19 protein-coding genes and 4 pseudogenes are annotated in these 23500 nt (G+C 68.3%); 12 read left to right on the top strand and 11 right to left on the bottom strand.

Going from position 1 to position 23500, the window contains the following annotated elements:
- Positions 1-151 precede the first annotated feature (151 nt).
- Positions 152-232, bottom strand: coding sequence for a hypothetical protein (locus tag ABD339_RS33950; protein WP_425576161.1), 81 nt, complete (start codon positions 230-232; stop codon positions 152-154).
- A gap of 309 nt (positions 233-541) precedes the next feature.
- Here ABD339_RS33950 and ABD339_RS31855 point away from each other — a divergent pair, with 309 nt between their 5' ends.
- Together ABD339_RS31855 and ABD339_RS31850 are read left to right on the top strand one after the other, a co-directional pair.
- Entirely contained in the window at positions 542-1366 is an 825-nt protein-coding gene (locus ABD339_RS31855) for a DUF4232 domain-containing protein (protein ID WP_344570649.1), read from the top strand.
- Between the two features lie 431 nt (positions 1367-1797).
- The gene (locus ABD339_RS31850) at positions 1798-1944 is read left to right on the top strand and encodes a hypothetical protein (RefSeq protein WP_344570648.1); all 147 of its coding nucleotides are present in this window, start codon (positions 1798-1800) and stop codon (positions 1942-1944) included.
- A 33-nt stretch (positions 1945-1977) separates the two neighbouring features.
- On the opposite strand, the gene ABD339_RS31845 is transcribed toward ABD339_RS31850, so the two are convergent.
- From ABD339_RS31845 to ABD339_RS31820, 7 genes and pseudogenes are all read right to left on the bottom strand, one after another.
- Positions 1978-2682, bottom strand: a complete 705-nt coding sequence (locus ABD339_RS31845) for a hypothetical protein (RefSeq protein ID WP_344570647.1) — start codon at positions 2680-2682, stop codon at positions 1978-1980.
- 36 nt (positions 2683-2718) lie between these two features.
- Positions 2719-3036, bottom strand: a pseudogene (locus ABD339_RS33945) (Rieske 2Fe-2S domain-containing protein); the annotation flags it as partial.
- Positions 3037-3050: 14 nt separating this feature from the next.
- Entirely contained in the window at positions 3051-4082 is a 1032-nt protein-coding gene (locus ABD339_RS31840) for a terpene synthase family protein (RefSeq protein WP_344570646.1), read from the bottom strand.
- 95 nt (positions 4083-4177) lie between these two features.
- Complete coding sequence (locus tag ABD339_RS31835; protein ID WP_344570645.1) at positions 4178-5257, bottom strand: polyprenyl synthetase family protein; 1080 nt, start codon at positions 5255-5257, stop codon at positions 4178-4180.
- Between the two features lie 176 nt (positions 5258-5433).
- Positions 5434-6489: a Rieske 2Fe-2S domain-containing protein gene (locus tag ABD339_RS31830; protein WP_344570644.1), complete on the bottom strand. Its 1056-nt coding sequence runs from the start codon at positions 6487-6489 to the stop codon at positions 5434-5436.
- The gene (locus tag ABD339_RS31825) at positions 6486-7577 is read right to left on the bottom strand and encodes a Rieske 2Fe-2S domain-containing protein (RefSeq protein WP_344570643.1); all 1092 of its coding nucleotides are present in this window, start codon (positions 7575-7577) and stop codon (positions 6486-6488) included. Before ABD339_RS31825 ends, ABD339_RS31830 begins: the two co-directional genes overlap by 4 nt.
- Before the next feature lie 569 nt (positions 7578-8146).
- A pseudogene (locus ABD339_RS31820) lies at positions 8147-8395 on the bottom strand (hypothetical protein); the annotation flags it as partial.
- A 639-nt stretch (positions 8396-9034) separates the two neighbouring features.
- Between ABD339_RS31820 and ABD339_RS31815 the strand changes: the two are divergent.
- The 7 genes and pseudogenes from ABD339_RS31815 (at position 9035) to ABD339_RS31785 (ending at position 18671) form a co-directional block, all read left to right on the top strand.
- Positions 9035-10846 (top strand): sulfatase family protein, encoded by a 1812-nt coding sequence (locus ABD339_RS31815; RefSeq protein WP_344570642.1) that lies wholly within the window; start codon positions 9035-9037, stop codon positions 10844-10846.
- A gap of 151 nt (positions 10847-10997) precedes the next feature.
- On the top strand, positions 10998-11657 hold the full coding sequence (locus ABD339_RS31810) for a response regulator transcription factor (protein WP_344570641.1): 660 nt from the start codon (positions 10998-11000) through the stop codon (positions 11655-11657).
- 73 nt (positions 11658-11730) lie between these two features.
- The gene (locus tag ABD339_RS31805) at positions 11731-13092 is read left to right on the top strand and encodes a HAMP domain-containing sensor histidine kinase (RefSeq protein WP_344570640.1); all 1362 of its coding nucleotides are present in this window, start codon (positions 11731-11733) and stop codon (positions 13090-13092) included.
- Positions 13093-13944: 852 nt separating this feature from the next.
- Positions 13945-14370, top strand: a complete 426-nt coding sequence (locus ABD339_RS31800) for a helix-turn-helix transcriptional regulator (protein WP_344570639.1) — start codon at positions 13945-13947, stop codon at positions 14368-14370.
- A gap of 493 nt (positions 14371-14863) precedes the next feature.
- A pseudogene (locus ABD339_RS31795) lies at positions 14864-15586 on the top strand (IS110 family transposase); the annotation flags it as partial.
- A pseudogene (locus ABD339_RS31790) lies at positions 15587-16270 on the top strand (helix-turn-helix domain-containing protein); the annotation flags it as partial.
- A gap of 532 nt (positions 16271-16802) precedes the next feature.
- Positions 16803-18671, top strand: a complete 1869-nt coding sequence (locus ABD339_RS31785) for a virginiamycin B lyase family protein (protein WP_344570638.1) — start codon at positions 16803-16805, stop codon at positions 18669-18671.
- Positions 18672-19295: 624 nt separating this feature from the next.
- On the opposite strand, the gene ABD339_RS31780 is transcribed toward ABD339_RS31785, so the two are convergent.
- Positions 19296-20294, bottom strand: a complete 999-nt coding sequence (locus ABD339_RS31780; RefSeq protein ID WP_344570637.1) for an abortive infection family protein — start codon at positions 20292-20294, stop codon at positions 19296-19298.
- A gap of 121 nt (positions 20295-20415) precedes the next feature.
- On the bottom strand, positions 20416-20598 hold the full coding sequence (locus ABD339_RS31775) for a hypothetical protein (RefSeq protein WP_344570636.1): 183 nt from the start codon (positions 20596-20598) through the stop codon (positions 20416-20418).
- 30 nt (positions 20599-20628) lie between these two features.
- On the opposite strand from ABD339_RS31775, the gene ABD339_RS31770 reads away from it, so the two are divergent.
- Both ABD339_RS31770 and ABD339_RS31765 read left to right on the top strand, forming a co-directional pair.
- A complete protein-coding gene (locus tag ABD339_RS31770) occupies positions 20629-20826 on the top strand; it encodes a hypothetical protein (protein WP_344570635.1) in 198 nt (65 codons plus the stop codon).
- Positions 20827-20994: 168 nt separating this feature from the next.
- Entirely contained in the window at positions 20995-21153 is a 159-nt protein-coding gene (locus ABD339_RS31765; RefSeq protein WP_344570634.1) for a hypothetical protein, read from the top strand.
- 219 nt (positions 21154-21372) lie between these two features.
- On the opposite strand, the gene ABD339_RS31760 is transcribed toward ABD339_RS31765, so the two are convergent.
- On the bottom strand, positions 21373-21510 hold the full coding sequence (locus tag ABD339_RS31760; RefSeq protein ID WP_344570633.1) for a hypothetical protein: 138 nt from the start codon (positions 21508-21510) through the stop codon (positions 21373-21375).
- 1043 nt (positions 21511-22553) lie between these two features.
- Here ABD339_RS31760 and ABD339_RS31755 point away from each other — a divergent pair.
- Complete coding sequence (locus ABD339_RS31755; protein WP_344570632.1) at positions 22554-23492, top strand: phosphotransferase; 939 nt, start codon at positions 22554-22556, stop codon at positions 23490-23492.
- Positions 23493-23500: the final 8 nt, after the last annotated feature.

The following is a 23500-nucleotide window of genomic DNA, read 5'->3' as shown; positions in this document are numbered from 1 at the left end:
ACACACAAGCCCTCCTCCGCCTCGCCCGCCACCGCATCAGCGTCATCTACGCCATGCTCCGCGACGGCACCTTCTACGAACCCCGCACACCCCAAACCGCTTGACCAAAAACATAGAGACACCCCCCGCACGTGCGAAGCGCACATCAGCGTCACCAGCCCGTCTTCAGGCCGAGATGCGCGGCCAGTCGGTCATCGCCGACCTCCGGTTGCAGTCCGGCGAGCCGCTCGATGCGATGCAGCTGTTTGTAGAGTGTGAAGCGATGGAACGCAGAACGGTGGCGGCATGCTGGGCATAGCCGGCGTGATCGAGATACACCCGCAGGGCCTCAACCAGCCTACGGCGCACGGGATTTGACAGCAGGGAGCGCGGCTTCGGCCGATGGCCGAGGTGGCCGGTCGTCCGTGCCTGGGGCTTGATGAGCAACGGCTCTTCCATGAACCTTTTTGTCCTGCCGGTCATCTGAGTGTGCAGGGGGCCGGGAGGACCGGGCCGGAGCCCGGTGCCATGGGGCGTGTGTGCGAGAGAGGGTGACCAGGGAGTGACGGTAGTGGGAGAACAGCGGCTGGGGGAGCGCGCGGGCGGGCGGGCCGAACAGGCCGGGGCCGCCCGCCCGCGGTTCGGTACGCGGACGTGCCTCGCGGCGGTCGTCGGTGCGGGACTGGCTGCGGCCCTGCTGACCGGTTGCGGTGCCGACGCCGGTGGCCCCAAGAAGATGGTCGGCGGAGCGGCGCCCGCGTCGGGCGACCCCACCGGGAGCGCCTCGGACAAGGGGAGCGCCTCACCCTCGGAGTCGCAGAACGGGAAGAACGGCGGGAAGAACGGCGGGAAGAGCGGCGGGGAGAACGCGGGCGACCAGAGTGCGCCCGGCGCGGGCGGGCACGGTACCGGCGGAACCTCGGACGGGAAAGGCGGCTCCGGAGGGACCTCGGGCGGAAACGGAGGCTCCGGTTCATCGGGCGGTGGCTCCGGCACCTGCAAGACCTCCGACCTCGCCATCGACACCCAGGCGGGTATGCACGAGGGCAACGTGATGGTGAGCCTGAAGAACACCAGCTCCGGAACCTGCACCCTCAAGGGCTTCCCCGGGGCGGACCTCAAGGGCAGCGTGGGGACCATCAACGCCGACCGCAAGAGCGCGGCGACGCCGACGGTAGACCTGAAGCCCGGCGAGGGCACCGGCTTCTTCCTCGACTACCCGCCGAACCGCTCCGGCGGCAGCGGAGCGACTTTCTCCACCCTCGTGGTCACCCCACCGAACGAGACCCGCTCGAAGAGCGTGCCGATCAGCATCAACCTGGCCGTCTCCGCCGAAGGCGGCGGCCCCGGGGTCACCGTCGGCCCCGTCGGCGACCTGGGCGGCTGACCGGCTCCCCACAAGTCGGCTCCCCACGAGTCCCGGCGAACCTCGCAGGGTCCCGCCGGGCCGGCTGTCCGCGCTTCAGGCGTCATTCGGCCTTGGATACGGATGAGAGCCCGGGTTACGGGTCGATGGAGGATGGTGTGGGCGAGACCTGCACCTGGCTCCAGATGGGCCGGTTCGATTGGCCGGTGCCGGCACCGGTGCTGACGGTGGTGTTGGCGGCGGTGGGGATACGGCGGCAGCGGCCCTGACATCTGTTCAGGCCGGATGCCCACGGCCTCCGGACGCGGGCAGCGTGATGTGCGGCTGGCAGGCGGCCGATCGAACGTCGTCGGCGATGCTGACAGCATGCACCGCGAGAAGGAACTGACGGTCGAGCCGGCCAACCGCAAGCTCCAGGGCACCGGCTCCACCGCCACCCGAACGACCTCAACATGCTGGTGGACGTGGGCGGTCGGGAGTGCATCCGCGACGACTTCATCGGCCTGTGCCGCGCCGCCGGCTTCCGGACGTCTACGATCACGCGGTTGGCGGCGCTGAACGTTTTCTGCCTCATCGAGACGGCCCCGGCCGCCGGTTGAGCCCCGGGGCCGTCGAGACGACGTGAAGGGTCCTCAGCTTCCTGTCAGGGACGACGGCGCCGCCAGGTCGGTCGGCGGGTAGAACTGGGTCGCCCACTTGCGGTACTGCCCGATGAGCCCGTCCTTGCGGGAGAGCTTCGGATGCGGCATGTACCTCTTGTGGTGCCAGATCGGAACGTCGGTCATGATGTCCCGTTTGAGCGCCTTGAGTACGCCGGCACTGACCGCCCGCGCCGCCGCGTTGGAGACCGGGGAGCGCACCGCGGCAGGGACGCGGTTGCCCCAGGTGGTGCGGGAACTGACGGCCAGGTTCACCCGGACACGCCAGGGGGCGATGGGGGTGGCCAGCACCCAATTGACGGCGTAGATGCCGAATTCGGCCAGGTCCGCGACGACGCAGGTGCCGCCCAGGCCGAAGGCGGTCGTGTTCACGATGTGTTGTCGTGTGCCGAGCATCGGCAGCTGCCGATTGATCTTGCTGTCGAGGTGGTAGAGCGGTCCGGCTTCTCGTGCCGGGGTGGCCTCGCCGAGGAATTCGACTCCGTGGAGCGGCTCGATGTGCCAGTAGTCGAAGGCGTTCTCACCCACCTCCTGCGTATGGCTCGCGAGCTCCGTTCCGCGGAACACTGGAGCGTGGTCGCCCATCAGGTCCATGTCCGGTAGCTGCCAGGAGGGGGAGTCACCGTTGTGGTGGTGCCAGGCCCAGACGATTCCGTACGCCTCCGTGAGCTCGACCATCTTCAGCGACGCCTTCGGGGGCGGGCCGTACGGCGTGCGGACGCATGTGCCTTCGATATCGAAACTGAACTTGTGGAAGGGGCATACCAGTTGTTCCCCGTCGACTTTTCCGCCCGCTCCCAGATGTGCTCCGAGGTGGGGGCAGTACGGTCGGGAGGCCCGCAGTCTCCCGCCACGGGTGCGGTAGATGACGAGGTCCTCTCCCACGAAGGGGCGAGTGCGTACCTGCCCGGGCGGCCACTCTGTGGAGAACCCCACGCAGAACCAGCCGTTGGGGTAGGGGAGCGGAGGTGTCGCGGGGTTGGCAGCCTGCTGCGGGTGTGATCTGGGTGGCGTGTAGCCGCGGATTCTCATCTCTGCCTCTCACTTCAGGATCGGCTGGTGTCCTTGGCGGGCACCTGGAGGGGGCGGGTGGCGGGGACCTTGTAGCGAGGGCAGTCCAGGTGCCAGGTGTGGCTGCCGCCGATCCAGTGCTTGACGCAGTGGATGAACCGGTCGGTGTCCGCGCGTTCGTTCTGCGCCAGCCCCCGGTAGAGGTCGGAGGCCAGCAGTCGCTGCTCGGTGGCCTGGAAGTTCGCCACGATGTCGCCGGCGATCTTCTCGGCCTTCCGGGCGGCCTCCGGCCAGGTGCACTGATCCTGGTAGGCGAGGACGATCACGATGTTGTCGGTGTTGCCCACGCTCCACTCGTTGCGCGCGGAGACCAGATCGTTGCTGATGGATATGAGATCGACCGCGTCCCGGCGCAGCCGCAGCATCTCCTTGGCGGCGTGGACGGCGACGGGTACCTCGAAGTGCCCGGCCGCCTCGATCCAGTCGAACGTGGTCTCGGGCCCCGAGGTCTTGCGGCGCAGTTCGAAGTAGTCCTCCAACGTGGGAATGGTCTCGGTGGCGTTGTTGCGGGCCTCCTCCAAATAGCCCTTGAAGGTGATCGCCCAGTGGGCTTCGTGCCGTGCCCGCCATGCCGTGGAGGTGCGGGCGAGCAGCCTCTCGTTGAGGGCCCGCCAGGCATGCACCAGCGGGATGGCCACGGCCTCGGCCGGCTCACGGGAGGGGTCGATCATGCCGTCGAAGTAGGCGCCCAGGACGTTCTCGGTCCACGGGATATGAGCTTGGCGGTCGAGGGAGTCGTCCCACAGCCATGCCCACCCGACGAGGTCGGTGACGAGGTCGAGGTCCGCGCCACTGGCCCAGGGGTAGACATGCGCGATGAACAGGGGGAAGTCGGCGCGTCTGTAGGCGTACTCCGTCTTGCGGTCCGGCCACAGACCCCATTCGGCCACCCACGCGTAGTGGTGCTCCCGGGCCCGGTCAACATCCGGGCTGACCTCTGAGGGGAAAGGCAGATCGAGGCGTACACCGTCGATGCCGTAGTCGGTCTCGATGTCCATGGGTTCCATGGGTTCCTCCTGGATGTGCACCGGTATCGGCCGGCGGGGGGCGGCGAGCGGGACGCGCCGGCGTACGGGCCGGCCGGGGCGGGCGTGAGCGGGTGTCAGACGGTCCTGCTGGTGGCGGTGTCGATGATCCGGCGCAGCGCGGTGGTCGCGGCCATCGGGAAGGAGGCCCGGTCCAGAGCGAGGTGGGCCTGCTCGGAGCGGACCCGTATCATGCGTTCGACCTCCTCACGTGCGCCGGTCGCCGTGAGGACAGCACGGATACGGTGGGCCTCGTCCTCGGTCAGTGCGGGATTGCCGACCAGAGTGCGCAGGGTGTGGCGCTGCCGGGTGTCGGCACGCCGGTAGGCGAGGGCGAGGAGCGCGGTGTGCTTGCCGTCCCGGAGGTCATCCAGGCGGGGCTTGCCCGTCTCCCGGACCTCACCGAAGACACCCAGCAGGTCGTCCCGCAGCTGGAACGCCTCCCCCAGCGGGCGGCCGTACGCGCTGAGTCCGGCCAGTACGGCGTCGTCGGCGCCCGCGATGACCGCACCCAGATGGAGCGGGCGCTCCACCGTGTACGTCGCGGTCTTGAGGTAGGCGATCTTCAGGGCGGTCTCGACATCGCAGGTGGCGGTCCCGGAGGCGACCAGGTCCAGATACTGCCCGTACATCACCTCGGAGCGCATCCCGTCCACGACCGCCAGGGCGCGCGAGAGCTGGCCGGAGTCCAGGCCGGCGCCGTGCAGCAGTTCGTCCGACCAGGCCAGGGCGAGATCGCCGAGCAGCAGCGCGGTGCTGCTGCCGAAGCGCTGGGCATCCGGGCGGGCGGCGTGCACGGCGGCGAAGGTGTGGTGGACGGTGGGCTTGCCGCGGCGGATCGGCGACTCGTCCATCAGGTCGTCGTGGATCAGCGTGAAGGCATGGAACATCTCCAGCGACGCCGCTGCACCCACGACCGCGTTCGTGAGACGTCCGGCGCCCGCCGCTTGCCAGCCGGCCGCACACAGCAGGGGACGCAGCCGCTTGCCCCCGGCGAAGAGGAAATCACGCAGCACCTCCACGATCTCGCCGGGCAGCCCGTGCCCGGCCGCCGCCAGGCCCTTGCTGTCGATGAAGACGGCCAGGTGTCCGTCGACCTGCCCGCGGACTTCGGCCAGGTCGATCCCTCTGCCCGCCTCCACATAAGTTCTGTCCACGCCACCGCCTCCGTGATCGATGGTGGGGATGCCCCAGGGGCAGCCCCGTCGTCGGATGGCCGGCTCTGCCACGTCCTGGGCATGCCGGCGTCGCCTCCTGCTCTCGCAGGCGCGGTCGCGGTAACCGGCATGGTGCGGTCGGCCGGGCCGGAGGGATGGAACGGTGAGAGGGCACCTCAACCTCCTGATCCGGATGGCGCTTTCTGGTCGCCCGGCGGATAGAACTGGCGCGCCCACTTGCGGTATGTCCCGATGAGGCCGTCGGCGCGGGAGAGTTTCGGATGCTTCAGGTACGTCTTCTGGTGCCAGATGGGGTAATCACGTCTGACGTCCTGCGCCAGCCCCTGCAGCATTCCGGCGCTGACCGCCCGCGCTGCCGCGTTGGAGACCCGGGCGCGCACCGGGGCGGGGGAGTTGCGGCCCCAGGTGACATGGGAACTGACGGCCAGGTACACGCGGACACGCCAGGGTGCGATGGGGGTGGCCAGCACCCAGTTGGCGGAGTGGATGCCGTATTGGGAAAGGTCCATGACGACGAAAATGCCGCCGAGGCCGATGACTGCCGCGCTGATGCTGTGCTGCCGCCCGCCGACAAGCGGAAGCCGCCGGTTGATCGTGCTCGCGAGATGGTAGATCTGCCCGTCTTCTCGTGGCGGGGAGGCCTCGCCGAGGAATTCGACTCCGTGCAGCGGCTGTAGGTGCCCGTAGTCGAAGAAGTTCTCGCAGATCTCCTGAGGGTGGCCGGCCATGTCTGTTCCCTTGAACAGCGGCGGGTGGCCGTCGGTGAGGCCCAGTTCCGGCAGTTCCCATGTGGGGGTGTCGTCGTTGTGGTGGTGCCAGGCCCAGACGATTCCGTAGGCTTCGGTGAGCTTGACGAATGTCAGGGATGCTTTGGGTGGTGGGCCGAAGGGGGTTTGGACGCACTTTCCTTCGGTGTCGAAGCTGAATTTGTGGAAGGGGCATACCAGTTGTTCGCCGTCGACTTTTCCGCCCGCGCCGAGGTGTGCTCCGAGGTGGGGGCAGTATGGTCGGGAGGCTCGCAGTTTTCCGCTGCGGGTGCGGTAGATGACGAGGTCTTCCCCCATGAAGGGGCGGGTGTGCACTGTTCCGGGCGGCCATTCTGTGGAGAATCCCACGCAGAACCAGCCGTCGGGGTAGGGGAGCGGAGGTGTCGCGGGGTTGGCTTCTTGCGGCGGGTGTGATCGAGGCGGCGTGTAGCTACGGATTCTCATCTCGACCTCTCTAGATCGCCATGCGGCAGGCTGGACCCGGTGCGGGGCGACGGATCCTTCCCCGTGGGCGGCGCATAGAACTGACCCGCCCACTTGCGGAATGTTCCGATGAGGCCGTCCGCGCGGGAGAGTTTCGGGTGCTCCACATACCTCTTGTGATGCCACATGGGGAAGTCGCGCCGGATGTCCTGCTCCAGAGCCTTGAGGATGCCGGCGCTGACTGCCCGCGCGGCCGCGTTGGAGACCGGGGTGCGCACCAGGGCGGGGGAGTTGCGGCCCCAGGTGACGTGTGCGCTGACTGCCAGATACAGACGGATACGCCAGGGGGCGATGGGGGTGGCCAGCACCCAGTTGACGGAGTAGACGCCGAACTCGGGGAGATTCACGACGACGGAGATGCCGCCCAGGCCGATGACTGTCGCGCTCGCGTTGTGCTGCCGCGTGCCGAGCAGCGGCAGTTTCCGATTGATCTTGATCTCGACGTGGTAGAGCTGTCCGTCCTCGCGTGGCGGGGCGAGCTCGCCGAGGAATTCGACTCCGTGCAGCGGTTGGATATGCCCGTAGTCGAAGGAGTTCTCGCAGACCTCCTGAGGGTGGCCGGCCATGTCTGTTCCCTTGAACAGCGGCGGGTGGCCGTCGGTGAGGCCCAGTTCCGGCAGTTCCCATGTGGGGGTGTCGTCGTTGTGGTGGTGCCAGGCCCAGACGATTCCGTAGGCTTCGGTGAGCTTGACGAATGTCAGGGATGCTTTGGGTGGTGGGCCGAAGGGGGTTTGGACGCACTTTCCTTCGGTGTCGAAGCTGAATTTGTGGAAGGGGCAGACCAGTTGTTCGCCGTCGACTTTTCCGCCCGCGCCGAGGTGTGCTCCGAGGTGGGGGCAGTATGGTCGGGAGGCTCGCAGTTTTCCGCTGCGGGTGCGGTAGATGACGAGGTCTTCCCCCATGAAGGGGCGGGTGTGCACTGTTCCGGGCGGCCATTCTGTGGAGAATCCCACGCAGAACCAGCCGTCGGGGTAGGGGAGCGGAGGTGTCGCGGGGTTGGCTTCTTGCGGCGGGTGTGATCGAGGCGGCGTGTAGCTACGGATTCTCATCTCGACCTCTCTGGAACGTCTTCGGGGCAGGCTCGACCGGCGCGCGCTGAGCGCGTATGAACGGGAAAACCGGCTGTGCTCCGCTACAGAACGAGCAGGGGGATTTCGGAATGGGCGTCCGCGGCCGAGGGCGCGAGATAAGATCTCCACCACGCACTGGCTACGGTGCCAGCGATCGCCTTCGGCCGCCGCCACACGCGGATCGGGAATGGGCATAGACAGCAGTTGAGGGTACTTGGCCAGGGACAGGACAAAAGGTTCAACGGCTGAGGGCTCTACGAAACCCTAGGGTGCTCGACACGGTTCGCTATCTCATGGGTAAAGAAATCGCGCGGCCCACCAGGCTGAGCGATTTTCGCTGTTACGGAAGATATAGATAACTACTGCTGAGCTTTCTGATCATGATGTGGTGTCGGCGTACGCGTGTCAACGGGTCTGCGCAGTTCGGCGGCGTGCGATCTTCGTCGTGGCTCGTGCCTGTCACGCAGTGTGCGTGACAGGCTGTCCGGCCCCGGACGCAAGGGCGCCTGCGGCCGGGAGCGATCATGACTGTTCTCTACGCAGCTTGCTCACACGGAACAACGGGCTTCAACGTCGCTGCGCTCGCTCCGTCCGGGGTTGCAAGTCCTCTTCCACGATCCTGATTCGGGCTTCGCCGAGATGGTGGTGAAGGTGAGGAAGTGCTCGGCTTTGTGCTCGTAGCGGCAGTGGAGAGGTCGGCATCCCGGTGGCCAGGAGGCTGTCCGTTCGACGACCCAGCGGTGTCGGCCCAGGCGTTGGGAGGACTTGGTGCCCTTGCGGGCGATGCGGTGAGGGATCGGTTTCGGCTGTTGGCTGTCGTGGATTTTGCGAACTGGTGTGCTTTGTCCTGTGGTTCGGTGAAGGGGTGAGAGGTGGCGGGGCTGCCGCCTGGATCGTCGTCGGCTCCGGCGCCTCCCGGGTGCTGGTTGTCTCACCGCATACGGCTCCGGCGCCGACCACCACCACGCTGCCGCCGTCGAAGCCGACACCGCCGGCTACCTCCTCAAGAACGCCCCGCCCGAGGACCTGGCTGCCGCCGTCCGCACCGCTGCCGTCTTCCGTGCCGCCTTGGCCCTGGCTGTCGTGGACCGTCTCATGAAGCGGCTGCGTGCCCCCACCGCATCCTTGGCCCGGCGCGAGAGCGAAGTCCTCGCCCTGGTCGCCGGGGCTTGTCCGGCCAGTCGTGCGGCAGGTGGCTCGGCCTGATCGGGGGCGCCGTCGAATCGCGCCTGGCAGGCATCCGCGCCGGGCTCGGCGTCGGCTCCCGCACCGTCGCTGTGGTGACCGGCACCGAGTTCGGCTCCATTCCCCCGCTGAAGGAGTCCGATGGGGCTCTGCGAGCGGGGTGTATGGCCGGGCAAGCTGTCCGCCGGGAACTGACCGCATTCGTACGCGGGCTTCACATTCCTCGAACATTGCATCCGGACACTGGCCCCATGAAGATCACGGGCACCGCGCAAGCCGCGGCGAAGACCGGGAAGGGGACGGCGTTCAGGCGCCGGCGTTCCGTTGTGACCGTGCTGCCGGCCGTGCTCGTCCTGTTTGTGCTGCTGCCGGCCGCCACTGGATGCGTCGGCGTCCAGGGAGACTCGCAGGACAGGAAGAAGCGGCCCAACGTGCTGATGGTGATGACCGACGATCAGTGGCTCGAATCGATGAGAGTCCTGTCCAAAACGCGGAAGCTGTTGGGCGACGAGGGCGTCACCTTTGACCGGTTCTACCCGTCGTCACCTCTGTGCTGTACCTCGCGATCGACCTATTTGAGCGGGCAGTTCGCGCACAACAACGGCGTACGGCACAACTCCGTCCCGCAGGGCGGCTACGACAAGCTGAATGAAAAGAAGACGCTGCCGGTGTGGATGCAGAAGGCCGGCTACGCCACCTCGCACATCGGTAAATACCCCAACGGCTACGGCAAGAAGGACCCGGAGCACGTGCCGCCCGGCTGGGACGAGTGGCGCGGCTCGGTGGACCCGACCACATACAAGATGTGGGGCTACCAGCTCAACGAGAACGGGAAGCTGCACACCTACGGGAAGTCCGACGAGGAGGACCCGGAACTCTATCAGACCGATGTCTACCGTGACAAAGGTGTCGACTTCATCAAGCGCAAGGCTGAAGGAGACAAGCCCTTCTTCCTGAGTCTCGCTTTCCTCGCACCGCACGGAGAACTCCTCAAGAACAAGGACGGGAAGCCCCGGAAATCCCGGAAAAAGGGGAATGCGGGGAAGAAAGCCAGCACGGACGCCAATCCGGAATCCAAGCAGTCCGCGCGTCCGGTCGTCGGGCCGGCCCCTCGCCCCGCGCCTCGCCACAAGGGCAAGTTCGCGAAGGAGGAACTGCCCGAGAACCCCGCGTACAACGAGAGCGACATGCGCGACAAGCCGCGGTTTCTCCAGAAGCGCCCGAATCTGGACCGCGAGACCACCGAGGAGATAACCGAGAGCTACCGGGGACGGCTGGAATCGCTGCTGGCGGTGGACGAGGCCGTGGAGAAGCTGATGAGCACGCTCAAGTCCACCGGACAATTGGACAACACCTACGTGGTGTTCACCTCCGACAACGGATTCTTCTTCGGCGAGCACCGCGTACCCACAGGCAAGTTCCTTCCGCACGGCGCGTCGGGGCAGGTACCTCTGGTGCTCCGCGGCCCCGGCATCGAAGCGGGAAAACACTCGAAGGAACTCACCAGCAACGTCGACCTGGCCGCCACCATCTCCGACATCGGTGGCGCGGACCCGGACCTCGCCCTCGACGGCCGTTCGCTGCTGCCATACGGGCGTGACCCCCGCAAGAGCAGCGACAGGCCGGTGCTCCAGGAGATCGCGGAAGGCGCCCGCCGCACACCGGTGGCAGCCCGAGGCCACGGCAAACCCCCGGCCGGAGGGCCGCCGGACGACGATGTCTCCGCGGGGCGGGCCGCAGGCGCCGGCGACCTCGACATGGACGGCCCCGCCTCGCCCGCCCTGGGGCCACAGGGGAAGAAGAAGCGGAAAGCCCCCAGAGGCCAGGAGTATTCGGCGGCATACGAGGCGATTCGCGCCGGCCACTATCTCTACATCCGCTACAGCGCAGGGGGCCGCGAACTGTACGACCTGGAGACCGACCCACACGAGTTGACCTCACGCCACAACGACCCCGGATACAAGAAGGTCCGCACGTTCCTCGACCAGCGGTTGGACAAGCTGCAAGGGTGTGTGGGCGGGGAATGCCGGGAGGAGATACCGGAAGTTCCCGAGCCCGGGTGAACTGCCCCGCGCTGGCGCGCGTAGAGGATGCCGGGCAGGGTTGCTTTGCTCTTGTCTGGTGTGTCTCGTATGGAAGTAGTGGAACGGAATGAGTGGTATGCCGGAGTCTGTTGAGGAGGGGGGGCAGCTGACCGGGTACGATCGCGGTCTCGTGCTGGTTGTCGAGGATGAGTGGGTCATCGCCGATCTGGTCCGTACGTATCTGGTACGCGACGGCTTCACGGTCATCGTCGAGGCGACCGGGGAGGCGGCTCTTGCAACCGCTCACCGTCACCGGCCTGTTGCTCTGATCCTCGACATCATGCTGCCCGACATGGAAGGTACCGAGGTGTGCCGACGGCTGCGCAGCCGGCAGGACTGGACGCCTGTGCTCTTCCTGACCGCGCGCGACGAGGAGGTGGACCGTCTGCTCGGCCTTGAGCTGGGCGGCGATGACTACATCACCAAACCTTTCAGCCCGCGGGAGTTGGTGGCCCGGGTGCGTGCGGTGCTGCGACGCGCCTCCGGCACCGTCGCCGAGGACATCCGCTGTGTCGGCCTCGTGAAGTCGGACATGCCGCGCCGCCGCGTCTTCGTGGAAGACGGGCCCGTGGAACTGACGGTCACCGAGTTTGATTTGCTTGCGTATTTGATGGGGAGGCCGGGGCGGGTCTGTACGCGTAGTGATCTGCTGGCCGCGGTGTGGGGGTACCGCTCCGATGTCGGGGTGAGGACTGTCGATGTGCACATTGCGCAGCTGCGGGCCAAGTTGGGCCGGGGAGCGCGGATGATCCGGACGGTGCGCGGTGTCGGGTACAGCGTGGAGGGATGAACCGGTCACCGGTGCGCGGCGGTGGCCGAAGTGGCCGCTGATCAGCCGCGCCGGCCGGATGACTTCCCGTACCGTGCTTGTCACTCTGCTCGTCGCGGTCGTCTCGGTGTTGGCCACCGCGGCTGTAGGGGTGCCTCTCATACGCCAGGCTGCGACCGCGCACGCGCGGGAGTCCCTGCGTGAGCAGGCGGATGTGGCCGCGGCCATGCTCGCCGCGCGCGAGGGCCGCCCTGCCGGAGTGCGGCAGCTGGGAAGGCTGATGCGCAGCAACGGTATCCGCATCTCGCTCGTACACGCCCACACCCCCGACCGGGCCTGGGTCCCCCGGGCCGCGATGCGACGGCTCGGTGAGGGGAAGCCCGTGCACAGCCGTGTCACCCGCAACGGTGAAGAGGTGCTCTTCGAAGCCCGGCCGGTCGGAAAAGCGAGTGGTGTCGTCCTGGCGCAGCGGGTGTCCGCAGCCCGCGGGGAGACACTCGGGCCGGGGTTGGTGCTCGCCTTGCTTGTCGGGGCCCTTGCGGGTGCCGTCGCGGGGGTGTTCCTGGCCAGGGGGCTGTCGCGGCCGTTGCGGCAGGCGGCGCGGACGGCGGAGCGTATGCGGCAGGGCGAGCGTGGCTGCCGTATGCCCTTGTCCCCGCCGGCGGAGGTGCGTGAACTCTCCAGCGCCCTCAACGAATTGTCCGCCGCGCTGGAGGTCAGCGAGCGTCGTCGGCAGGATTTCCTGATGTCCGTCTCCCATGAACTGCGTACCCCGTTGACGACCATCCGCGGGTACGCCGAAGCGCTCGCCGACGGCGTGCTGTCCACGGACGCGGAGTCCGCCGAGGGGGCGGGGCGCACCCTTGTGACCGAGGCGAAACGCCTCGAACGGCTCGTCACCGACCTCCTCGCACTCGCCCGTCTCCAGGCCGACGACTTCACCGTCGAACAGGAAGAGGTCGATGTCACCGCACTGGCCGCGGCGGCAGTGACCGCCTGGCGGCCCTCGCTGAAGGGCACCGGTACTCAACTGCGCACCGAACTGCCGCCGCACGCGGTGACGTTGCACACCGACCCGGTACGTCTGCGGCAGGTACTGGACATCCTGATGGAGAACGCCGGCCGCTCCGCGCCACACGCGCCGCTGGTGGTGGCGCTCGCCGTGCCCACGGACCCCGGCCCCGGCCCCGGCCCGGGACAGCGAAAGACGGGCAGCCCCGTGGTGCTCTCGGTGCGCGACGGCGGTCCCGGCCTGAGGGACGAGGACCTCGATGTGGCCTTCGAACGAGGAAGGCTCCATCACCGCTACCGGGCCAGCCGGCCGGTCGGCGCGGGCCTCGGCCTCGCCCTTGCGGCGCAACTGGTCGACAAGCTCGGCGGCACGATCACAGCCGCTCACGCACCGGAAGGCGGTGCCTGCTTCAGTATCCGGCTGTCCGGCTCTCCACTGCCCTGACCTCTCCCTTTTCCCCCTCAGTTTTTCCCCTCAGCGGCTCTGGGGGTGTCATCCCGTCACGGGCTCGGGGGCACCGGGACGAAGTGCCCCGGCACCGGAGCCCACCCCCATGCCGGGCAGAGCCCATGCCGGGCAGAGCCCATGCCGGGCAGAGCCCATGCCGGGCAGAGCCCATGCCGGGCAGAGCCCATGCCGGGCAGTGACTCCGGTCCACCCCCATTTACCCGGTCCGCCCGGCAAGCCTCGGGGATATGCCCGAACTTCCCGGGCCACGCTCTGCGCGGTCAACCACGCGTTGTACAAAGCAGCCAACTCCCGCCCCCTCATCCGCCATGACCCGCTCCCGGCGCACCTGCAGTTCCGGCCCGGGCGGCCTGCACACCCGGCCGAGGTACTCAAGCCGCGTCATCTTCCGTGCCCGACATCCTCGGCAAGGGCGGCCGGCTGTTCGTCGGGGAAGAAGCCTCTCGGACAGCTTTCGAACCACTTGACCCGCCGCAGACCGACCTTCCACCGACTGAGACTCCATCCGCAGACTCCTCCACGACTCAGCCGGCACTGTTGTCACGCCACATGCCCAGAAGCTTGTCCTCCACACCCAGCACACAGACCCCCCGGCTCTTCGTCCGGCCGCCGGGCTGCTGTGCTCGCGCACGGGAGGCCGCGGAGTACCGGGAGGCCGCAGAGCACTTCGCGCCCCGGACCGGGGCGGGCGAGGGCGTGGGTACGGAACCCGGTCAGTGCGGCGACCAGGGCGGGCACTTCCAGCAGCCCGACCCGACTCTACCCGCCATTCATCGCGGTCTGCGCGACAAGCAACCCCGTTATGCAAATAATTGCTAGAGTCGCGTCATGATGAGTACGGAGGAGATGCTGCGGGCGACGGTGGCCGCGCTGCTGTCGCGTACCGGGGAGCGGCAGGCCGAGCTGGCCGGCGCTGTCGGGCTGAGTGCGACGGCCCTGTCGCGCCGTCAGTCCGGCCGTGCGACCTGGTCGCTGGATGACGTGGACCGCCTCTCCGCGCACTGGGGCATTGCGGTGCCGGACCTGCTGACGGGCATCACACACGCCGTTGACTGCCTGCCCACCGACCGCCTCCCCGCCACCCCGGCCACCCCGGCCACCGGACCGCCGGCCGCCGACGAACTCCCTTCCGGTACCGAGCCGGAGCAGTCACCCACTCCTCTCGGCACAGGGACGGACACACCGCCCGCCCCGGCCCCCGCCCCCGCCCCGACGGCGGCCCCTGCCCGCTCCCGCTGGGTCGGCCGCCGCTGACCCCGGAACGCCGCAGGCCCCGGCCCCGACGCGTCCGCGCCGCGCGACCAGCTACGCGGACGGCGATCTGGGCACCACGATCACGGCAACGGTCGCGCGGGTGCTGCGCGAGCACGACGGCGACCTCGGCGCCGCCCAGGCCACGCTCGTCAAACGCGCGAACCCCGACGTGATGGCCCTGTTCGCACAATCTCGCGCCATCGGACGCTACGAGCACAAGGACTTCCCCCGTTATGTTTTTCGCGGTCCTGCAAGAGGGCCGCTGGCCTCCGGGCCCGGCATGACTGTTCCCCCCTGTCGAGGACATGACCTGGGGGGTGGTGTTCACCGGGCCCGAGGGGTGCCGATGGAGACGCTGATGAGAGGTCCGACTACCGCCCTGCCGAGCGCAATGCCCGGCACTTCGCGGGCGGCAGGTCTGCATAACGTGGATGCGCGAATGCGGCCCCACTGCCGTGGCCAGCACCGTACGAACTCCGCTTCGGAGGACAGGTTGTTCAACATCGACGACGTGGGCGTCTTCCTCGGCCTGGACGTCGGCAAGACGGCCCACCACGGCCACGGGCTCACTCCGGCCGGCAAGAAGGTCTTCGACAAGCAGCTGCCCAACAGCGAACCGAAACTGCGGGCCGTTCTCGACAAGCTCGCCGCGAAGTTCGGCACCGTGCTCGTCGTCGTGGACCAGCCTGCCTCCATCGGCGCCCTGCCTCTGGCCGTCGCCCGGGACGCGGGCTGCACCGTCGCCTACCTGCCCGGACTGGCGATGCGGCGGATCGCCGACCTCTACCCGGGCGAGGCGAAGACCGACGCAAAGGACGCCGCGGTGATCGCGGACGCGGCCCGCACCATGCCGCACACCCTGCGCTCGCTTCAGCTCACCGACGAGATCACAGCTGAACTGACCGTGCTGGTGGGCTTCGACCAGGACCTCGCGGCCGAGGCCACCCGCACCTCCAACCGGATACGCGGCCTGCTCACCCAGTTCCACCCCTCGCTGGAACGCGTCCTCGGCCCACGCCTGGACCACCGCGCCGTCACCTGGCTGCTGGAACGCTACGGATCCCCTGCCGCCCTGCGAAAGGCCGGACGCCGCAGGCTCGTCGAGGTGATCCGGCCCAAGGCCCCGCGCATGGCCGCCCGTCTGATCGACGAGATCTTCGACGCGCTCGACGAACAGACCGTCGTTGTCCCAGGCACCAGCACCCTCGACGTCGTGAACTGGCGAGGCAGGCCCCTGACCAGCCACGACGTCATCGTCAACAGCATCAGGGCAACCACCACCCACACCGGGCTGAGAGTCCACGCGGAACTCGACCCGGGCACCTACGACACCGGCATCAAGGTCACCGACACCGACATCGACGCCTTACCCATGCACCGACACCGCTTCCACGGCGACTGGACCTACACCCTCCGCCCACAACACCATGACACGGTCGGCGTGGCCGAAGACCCGCGGCCGACCGGGAGCCTGCCCTCGCAGTCCCGTGCTGGTGGTCTGCGCAACCTGGAACTGACCGGCATGAGCGAGCCGGCACTGGATGAACTCGTCGAGCAGCTGTCCCAGAGACTCGATGAACTACGTGAACACGGGCGGTCACAGCAGCGAGGAGGAGACCGCATCCGGGCTCGCGGAGCCGGCGCCAAGGACAAGCTGACCGCCGCTGACCGAGTTCTGGCCACCGTGCTCTACCTGCGCAAACTCGGCACCCGAGACTTGATCGCCCAGCTCTTCGGCGTCAACGGCAGCACCATCACCAGGGCCGTTCACCAAATCCAGCCCCTCCTCGCCGACCACGGCTGCGCCGTTCGACCCTCGACAGCCAGGTTCCGCACACCCGCCGACGTCACCGCGTTCCTCACCAACAACAGTCCCACGGAGATCAAGTCAGCATGTTGATTCTCTGCGAGCCCTAAGCCGGTCTCCGCAGGTAGCGGCGCCTCGACAGCGTCTGTCAGAACGGCCTCGCAGAACTCTGCGGTTGTGAGAGGGGTTCTGCGAGAACCGGCCCAGCTCCACCTTCCGGGCCACATTGCGTGGCAGTTCGTCCTCTCGTACGGCGTGCTCGGGCCGGGCTGTGAATTGGTCCGTTCGGGTGGTAGCCGAGTCAAGACGGTTGTGTCGCATTGCTTCTTTCGGGTTAATGGTGGTGACCGTTTTCCGGTGGGTTGCCCATCTCTCCGGGGAGAGATGGGCAACCCCTGCGGTGCGCCGGTGCGTGGTACGTGTCGGTGTGTCCTCTCTCTGTCCCGGTGTGCAAGCGGTGATCCGGTTCGCGTATACCGGCGCTGTACGACGCGGGCCCCGGTGGGAGTTCTTGGGCGGCCCTCTCAGCTGAGAGAGGTTTGTCATGAAGCCGACTACGGGTTGGTTGGGAGTCCCGGCGGTAGCCGGCGGGGTTCGGCAGGTTGTACCGGCCGGTGGATCTGTGGTGGCCGCTGTACGGGGGCTTGTGGCCGCGCCGTTCAGTGCGGCGTTCTCCACGGTGACGATCCCGGCGGGCACGAGCCCGCTGGCGGTGGCCGTGGCGCCGAACGGCAACGTCTACGTCGGCAACGCCAATTCGAACAACGTGACGGTGATCGACAGTGCCACGAACACCGTCCTGGCCACGGTCCCCGCCGGCTCAGGCCCGGCCATGATTGCGGTGGCGCCGAACGGCAACGTCTACGTCGCCAACCAGAGCTCGAACAACGTGACGGTGATCAGCAGCGCCACGAACACCGTCCTGGCCACCGTCCCCGTCGGCGGGGGCCCGTTCGCACTGGCGGTGGCGCCGAACGGCAACGTCTACGTCGCCAACAGCACTTCGAACAACGTGACGGTGATCAGCAGCGCCACAAACACGGTCCTGGCCACCGTCCCCGTCGGTGCGGTCCCCGACGCGGTGGCGGTGGCGCCGAACGGCAACGTCTACGTCGCCAACCGGAACGCGAACAACGTGACGGTGATCAGCAGCGCCACGAACACCGTCCTGACCACCCTCCCCACCGGTGGTTTCCCGGGCGCGGCGGCGGTGGCGCCGAACGGCAACGTCTACATCGCCAACCAGACCTCGAACAACGTGACGGTGATCGACAGCGCCACGAACACCGTCCTGGCCACCGTCCCCACCGGCACGGTCCCGGGAGTGATTGCGGTGGCGCCCAACGGCAACGTCTACGTGACCAACACCGTTTCGAACAACGTGACGGTGATCGACAGCGCCACGAATACGGTCCTGGCCACCGTCCCCACCGGCGGGGGCCCGTTCGGGGTGGCGGTGGCGCCGACCGGCAACGTCTACGTCGGCAACAGCAGTTCCAACAATGTGACGGTGATCAGCAGCGCCACGAACACGGTCCTGGCCACCGTCCCCGTCGGCGCGTTCCCGTTCTCGGTGGCGGCGGCGCCGAACAGCAACGTCTACGTCACCAACGCCAATTCTGCCAACGTGACGGAGATCTCGCCGTTGACGGTGACGGCCTCGCCTGCGGCGCCGGTGTGCGGGCAACCGGTGACGTTCAGCATTTCCGGTGGGACTCCGAACGGAACAGCGGTGGTGAACTTCGGGGACAGCAGCCCCACGGCCACCGTCCCCCTGGACGCCACCGGGAGCGGGCAGACCACCCACACCTACACCGCCGGTACGTTCACCGCGACCGTGAACGGCAACCCCACCCCCGTCACCGTGAACCCCAACCCCACAACGACGACGCTGTCGGTGACGCCGAACCCCTCCACCTGCGGTCAGAACGTGACCGTATGCGCCACCATCACCCCGACCACAGCCACCACCACAGTGCCGACCGGCACGGTCACCTTCACCCTCCCCAACGGCCAAACCCAGACGGTCCCCGTCAACGCCTCGGGGCAGACCTGCTTCACCACCACCGCCCTGACCACCGGCACCCTCACCGCCGCCTACGGCGGTGACACCTGCTTCACCGACTCCTCCACCAGCACCCCCGTCACCGTGAACCGCACCCCCACAACGCTGACCGGGCAGCCAGGCACGATCCGGCTCCGGCTGACCCCGCTGCCCGAGTTCTACATCCCCACCCTCAGCGCCACCCTGACGACCACCTCGGGGATGCCGGTGGCCGGTCAGCCGGTGACCTTCACCGCCACCACGCTCTTCGGCCCGGTCAACCTCGGCACCGCCGTCACCGACGCCAACGGCACCGCCACCATTCACAACGCCATCGTCCCCGTCTTCGCCGTCGCCACCCCCTTCTACACCGCCGCCTTCCCCGGCACTGCCTGCTACACCTCCGCCACCGCCCACGGCATCCTGCTGTTCATCCCCCTCCCGGGCTGATCTCACTGGCTCCGAAAACCCCACGTCATCTGGTCTGCTGCGACGGGAGGAACACACCGTGGCCCAACTGGACGAGCCGGCCGACCAGTCGAGGGGTTTGGCGGCACGCGTGGATTCCAGAGGCGGGGCTCCGGCCGTGAGGGCGGCTCCAGCACCGGCACGGTGATCGGCAGACCACGGCGCAGGAGGGGCGGCAGAACAACCCGACTCCGCGCTGGTGCTCACCCCGATGCTCGCCGACCTCGATGTCTCCATGCCGTCCCTCTCGGCCCTGGCGCTGATCGGCGGCCCGTTCTTCTGTCATCGTCATGATGCCTGCCAAAGGACGGAGCCCCGCAGACCGGGGCGCTGGATCCAGCACACCGCGCGACACCCGCAGTGGTCAACTACCCACCTGTGCAAGGCGTTTGCATGATGTGCAAACACTCTCGACGCCCTGCGCCGACGGCCCGTACCGTGAAAAGCCCCGGTCGTGTGGCATGGGGAGGCCGTCGTGCCCGACCCTTTATGGAACTCTGCCAAGGCGCGCGATCTGACCGCACAGCGCTCTCCGGGTGCGCTGATCCGGCTCGGCCGCGAACACCGTGCGTGGACCCTCGCCGCTCTCGGGGAACGGATCGTCTGCTACGCCGTCCCGAGCAGGGGCACCTGGGCCTCCAGATCATCGACGATGTCGAGCCACGCCTCGTGTACAGCGTCGGGCAGGTACGTGATCTGGGAACGCATCGCGGCGACTGCCTTCGTGGGACGTTGTTGGAACTCCAGTGACCACGAGGCGCCCCGCAGCAACTCCCGCAGGTCCACAAGAACCCCCAGAGGGTCGGAGTGGTGGTCGAGCACCTGCGAAGTGCAGTAGGCGCCTCCGTCGGTCACCCGGCCGTCCTCATCGAGAAACAGCCCTTCCACGACCCCCTGCCGGTAAGCGTCCGGCCACCGCTCGGGCTCGGCGTGACAGGACTCGACGCCCTCGATGCGCACGACGAACGTCTCTCGGCTGGTGCGCCGCCCGACCGCCGCGCCCAGGCGACGTTGGACGTCTTCCTCCAGCCCGGGAACGTTCGCGGCTTCCAGCCGGGCCGTGAGATCGCCCCCGTAGAAGATGTCGTTCCGCAGCGAGGCGATCAGCGGTTCCACCGCTCCCAGCAAGACCGTCTGGAGCCGCGCCAGCGCCCACCTGCTCCACAGCAGGGCCGCGTGCACGCAGGATTCCGCTACCTCGTCGGTGACGTCGTGCAGGACGGCACGGCCGTGTCCGGTGCCATATCGGTTGCGCAGTTCCCGTAGTTGCGACGCCATTTTGCGGGCGGCCTCGGGTATCTGACGCATCGGATCGTTGGGCGGTCGGTTTGCTGCGGCATGGTGCTCGATGGCCCGGTGCGCGTGCCCGAGGACCTTCTCGGACTCCTCTCGGTCCCCCACCGGCTTTCCGTGCGCGGTGAGCGTGACCCGCGCGACTGCCTCCACCAGCTCTTTCGCCGCGCCGACGACCAGTGGCCGGTCTTCGCCCGTGATTGCGGCGGCCAGGCGGGTGTGGAAGTCGACCAGTGCGTCCCAGTGCTCTTCTTGCAGCCACTGTGGCCGGGGGAGCGGTGCGTCTGCGAGGGAACGGATCAACTCGTCCACCTGTGCTGTGTCCTTCCGAAGGCATGGGCTCGACCATCGGGTGGGCCACGCAGGTCATTCCGTGACCTGACCCGTCCGACGGAAGTCAGTGTCGCCCTAAAAGGACGTCAGCGTACGTCGCTCACTGGCACACCTGTAGGTCGCAGCCGAAGACGATCACGTGGCACCTGAGACCGTCGCTGAGCAGGTCGTGCGGCCTGCGCTCCGCGGCGAGACAGCTTGGTGCGGTGAAGTCGGGCAGCAGCCTGATCAGCCGGTGTTTGCTGTCGCGCGGGACGATGGAGGGGCTTTGCGCAACCTGCACTGCCCGTTGGCAGCGTAGAAGGGCGCCAACTTGTGGAGTTTCAGGACGCTGCTGGAAGACGGCACGGTGGGCCGCTCCTGGCTGGACAACGACATCAGCCCCCAGTGCGAAGGGGAGTACGTGTCCTCCTACCCTCCGGACCCACTCACGAAGCCCTCGAACAGCGAGTTGCCCGCGCAGCTCAAGCGCTACCTGGGCGAAGCCATTGTGAACTACGAGCGCGCCTGAAGCTGGCGAAGGGCAAGAGGCCGACGCCCTTATCTCGCCCTCTCGTCCCGCAGCTCACGCGATGGTCGGCCCCGACACTTCGAGCATTCACCGACCCGGTGAGGCATCGCGGCCACCTCCGGCCGGGGAACGGTCCAGGCCCGATGGGCACGGCTTGGATCGCAGGCCGTGCCGGCACGCCATCGTGAACAGCACCTCCTGATGGGCCTCGTGCTGCTGCGTGACCTCCGTCTGGCGCTGCCCGCGACCGCAGAGCGTCCGCGCCGCCCCGAGTTCGTCGCCGCTGGCGGGCTCCGTCCGGCCGAGCAGGGTGAAGCGAAGGTCTGAACAGCCAGGCGGTACGGGACTACGCGTCGCGCCGGGCCTGCCATACGGGTGGCATCCCCTCACAACGGTGCTCCGGTAGCGGGTGGGATGCGTTCTCGGTACATGCTCTCCTGCGAATGCGAACCCGCCGTCTGCACGGGCCCCGCGCTCATGGCCCCCTACTACCTACGACTTTCCCAGCCAGGACAGACACCCCGAAGAGGGGGCCATCCGTACACGCTACGGCTCCTCGTCCTCCTCTTCACCGGCCTCGAAGGGGATGCGCCGCTCCTCGTCGATGTCGCCGCCAAGGCGTTCGATGCCGGGATGAGTGTCGGCGAGTACCGGCGGGAGATCGGTGCACCCGCGATCGTTCACTGCTCCGGTGGTTCCGCCCGTCTGGGACGCTTCCTCTGTACCGGGGAGGGCTGCTGGGGGCGGCGGCTACCCGGGCGGGAGTCAGTATCCGGTGAATCCGGCGCCGGCAGGGGCCTACCTCCCCAGCGGCCACGGTCACCGGCCCGCCGACCCGACACAGGCCCCCGGGCCGACCCCGCATCGACCTGTTGGAAGCCCGAGAAAGCGGAGACGCATATGAGAAGCCGTCGCTCTGTCGATCCACGATGATCTCTGGTTCGAGTGCAGTGTCCCGGTTGGGTGATCTCCAGTCCCAGCAAGCATGAAAGCAGGGCCTCCTGCCCAGCTCGGGATCGCTGAAGTCCTTCGAGCGTCTCGCTTTCCTCGCCGCTCCCGCACGTTCCTGGATCTCGTCTTGTCTGATGCGCGTACCAGGACGCCCTCGACCACCACCGGTACGGACGTCCTGCTCTATCACCTGCTCGCCCTCACCGCCCTCGGTATCGGCGGCACCCTGGCCTGGCTGTCCGGCAACCACCAACACCGTCCTCGGCTCCGGTCTGTGGGCCCCACTCGAACCCATCCAGGCCCTCTTCCGCCCCGCAGACCCGTGGCCGCACCTGTCCAGGCCCGCCCTGCTCACAGGCGGCCGGCCCACACGGACGCTGAACCAGCCGCACCGGCCATCCGTGAAGCGTCGGCCTCCCGCGCCCGCCGCCCCGGGGGGCCGGCGGGCGCGGGAGGCATGGCGGGTTCCGCGCGCCGTACCCGCTTGTGCATCACGGACTGCTCGACCGGGTGATGTGGCGGCCGGGCGGCGGCCACACGATGGTGTCGAACCTGTCGCATCTGGGGGGCCGATGGCTGTCAGCGGACCGTGTGCCACGACCGGGGAGTCCGGGCGCGGGCCGGCGCGGTCGCCCGCCGGTCCGCGGCCCGGCAGCCCGCCGTGGATCGGACGGGTGCTGGAGACCCACTGGGGCATCAGCCCTCGCGCGAGCGCGCTCCGGCCGCTGAGACCCGCCGCGGGGCGGCCCCTGAGCCACACCTCGGGGCTTTGGCGGGTGAGCGTTCCGGGGGAACCGGGCGGTGGAGGGGGCGAGTTCGTCCTCAAGGCGCAGCTGACCGCCGAGGCGCTGCGACCGGTAGCGTTCCACGTGATCAAGCGGCAGGTGATGGAGGTCTGCGCGCGGCAGGGCATCCCGGTCGCCGTCGCCGTGCCGGGCCTGGACGGTGCCCCCGCCATTCTCCAGGACGGAATCGGCTGCGAGCTCTTGCCCGTGCTGCCCGGCACAGCGCACCCGGCAGTCACCCCTGTAAGGGCCCGGGGCATCGTGACCGCCGGACTCGCCCTGCGCTCGGTGCTGGACGGGCTTCCGGAGCAGGTCGTCCGGGCGCTCGCGCCCTACCCCCTCGATCCCCTGGTGGCTCAGCCGTGCTGGCGGGCCGCCCTGGACGATGCGCTGGGGCGGCTGGGGCCGATGGCCGCGCGCCGCCCGGACGGGTGGGGGCGGCTCATCAGCGGGGTGCTGCGGCAGTTGGATCGCGCCGGACCGCTGCTCGAACGGCTCACCGAGGTCGGCGAGCAGACGGCACGGGGCACCGCCGTGGTCCACGGTGACCTGCACCACCGGCACTTCCTGTTCGGTGAAGCGGACCGGCACCGGATCACCGGCGTCCTCGACTTCGACAATCTGCGCGTGGACGACCGGCTGCTCGACCTCGCCTGGACCGCCGCGAGCGCGGGCCGGGTGGTCGGCGGGCGCGCCGTGCGCCGGGAGGGCGCCAGGGCGTTCGTACGGGCCGCCGAAGGCGCCGGGCTGCTCGCACCGGGGGAGGCGGGGCTCCTCATGCCCCGGCTGCTGGGGTACGCCGTCCCGGTCGTCGTGGACATCGCCAAGGACGTCCTCGAACGGGACATCCTGGACGACCTGTGGGCTGAGTATCTCGACTTGCTGTCACCGGCCCGGATGGCAGACACCCATGCCCTGCTCACCCAATGACCGTGCCC

Source organism: Streptomyces axinellae (genome assembly GCF_039532135.1).
Classification (GTDB): Bacteria; Actinomycetota; Actinomycetes; order Streptomycetales; family Streptomycetaceae; genus Streptomyces; species Streptomyces axinellae.
Note: the sequence above shows the minus strand (reverse complement) of the source record. Positions and strands in the feature narration are given on the sequence as shown.

What these genes read in the sequence shown, in the direction of transcription:
- ABD339_RS31850 (WP_344570648.1), top strand. Translation starts at nt 1,798, where the DNA reads ATGCTGGTGGACGTGGGCGGTCGGGAGTGCATCCGCGACGACTTCATC.
- ABD339_RS31845 (WP_344570647.1), bottom strand. Translation starts at nt 2,682, where the DNA reads ATGGTCGAGCTCACGGAGGCGTACGGAATCGTCTGGGCCTGGCACCAC.
- ABD339_RS31840 (WP_344570646.1), bottom strand. Translation starts at nt 4,082, where the DNA reads ATGGAACCCATGGACATCGAGACCGACTACGGCATCGACGGTGTACGC.
- ABD339_RS31830 (WP_344570644.1), bottom strand. Translation starts at nt 6,489, where the DNA reads ATGAGAATCCGTAGCTACACGCCGCCTCGATCACACCCGCCGCAAGAA.
- ABD339_RS31825 (WP_344570643.1), bottom strand. Translation starts at nt 7,577, where the DNA reads ATGAGAATCCGTAGCTACACGCCGCCTCGATCACACCCGCCGCAAGAA.
- ABD339_RS31815 (WP_344570642.1), top strand. Translation starts at nt 9,035, where the DNA reads ATGAAGATCACGGGCACCGCGCAAGCCGCGGCGAAGACCGGGAAGGGG.
- ABD339_RS31800 (WP_344570639.1), top strand. Translation starts at nt 13,945, where the DNA reads ATGATGAGTACGGAGGAGATGCTGCGGGCGACGGTGGCCGCGCTGCTG.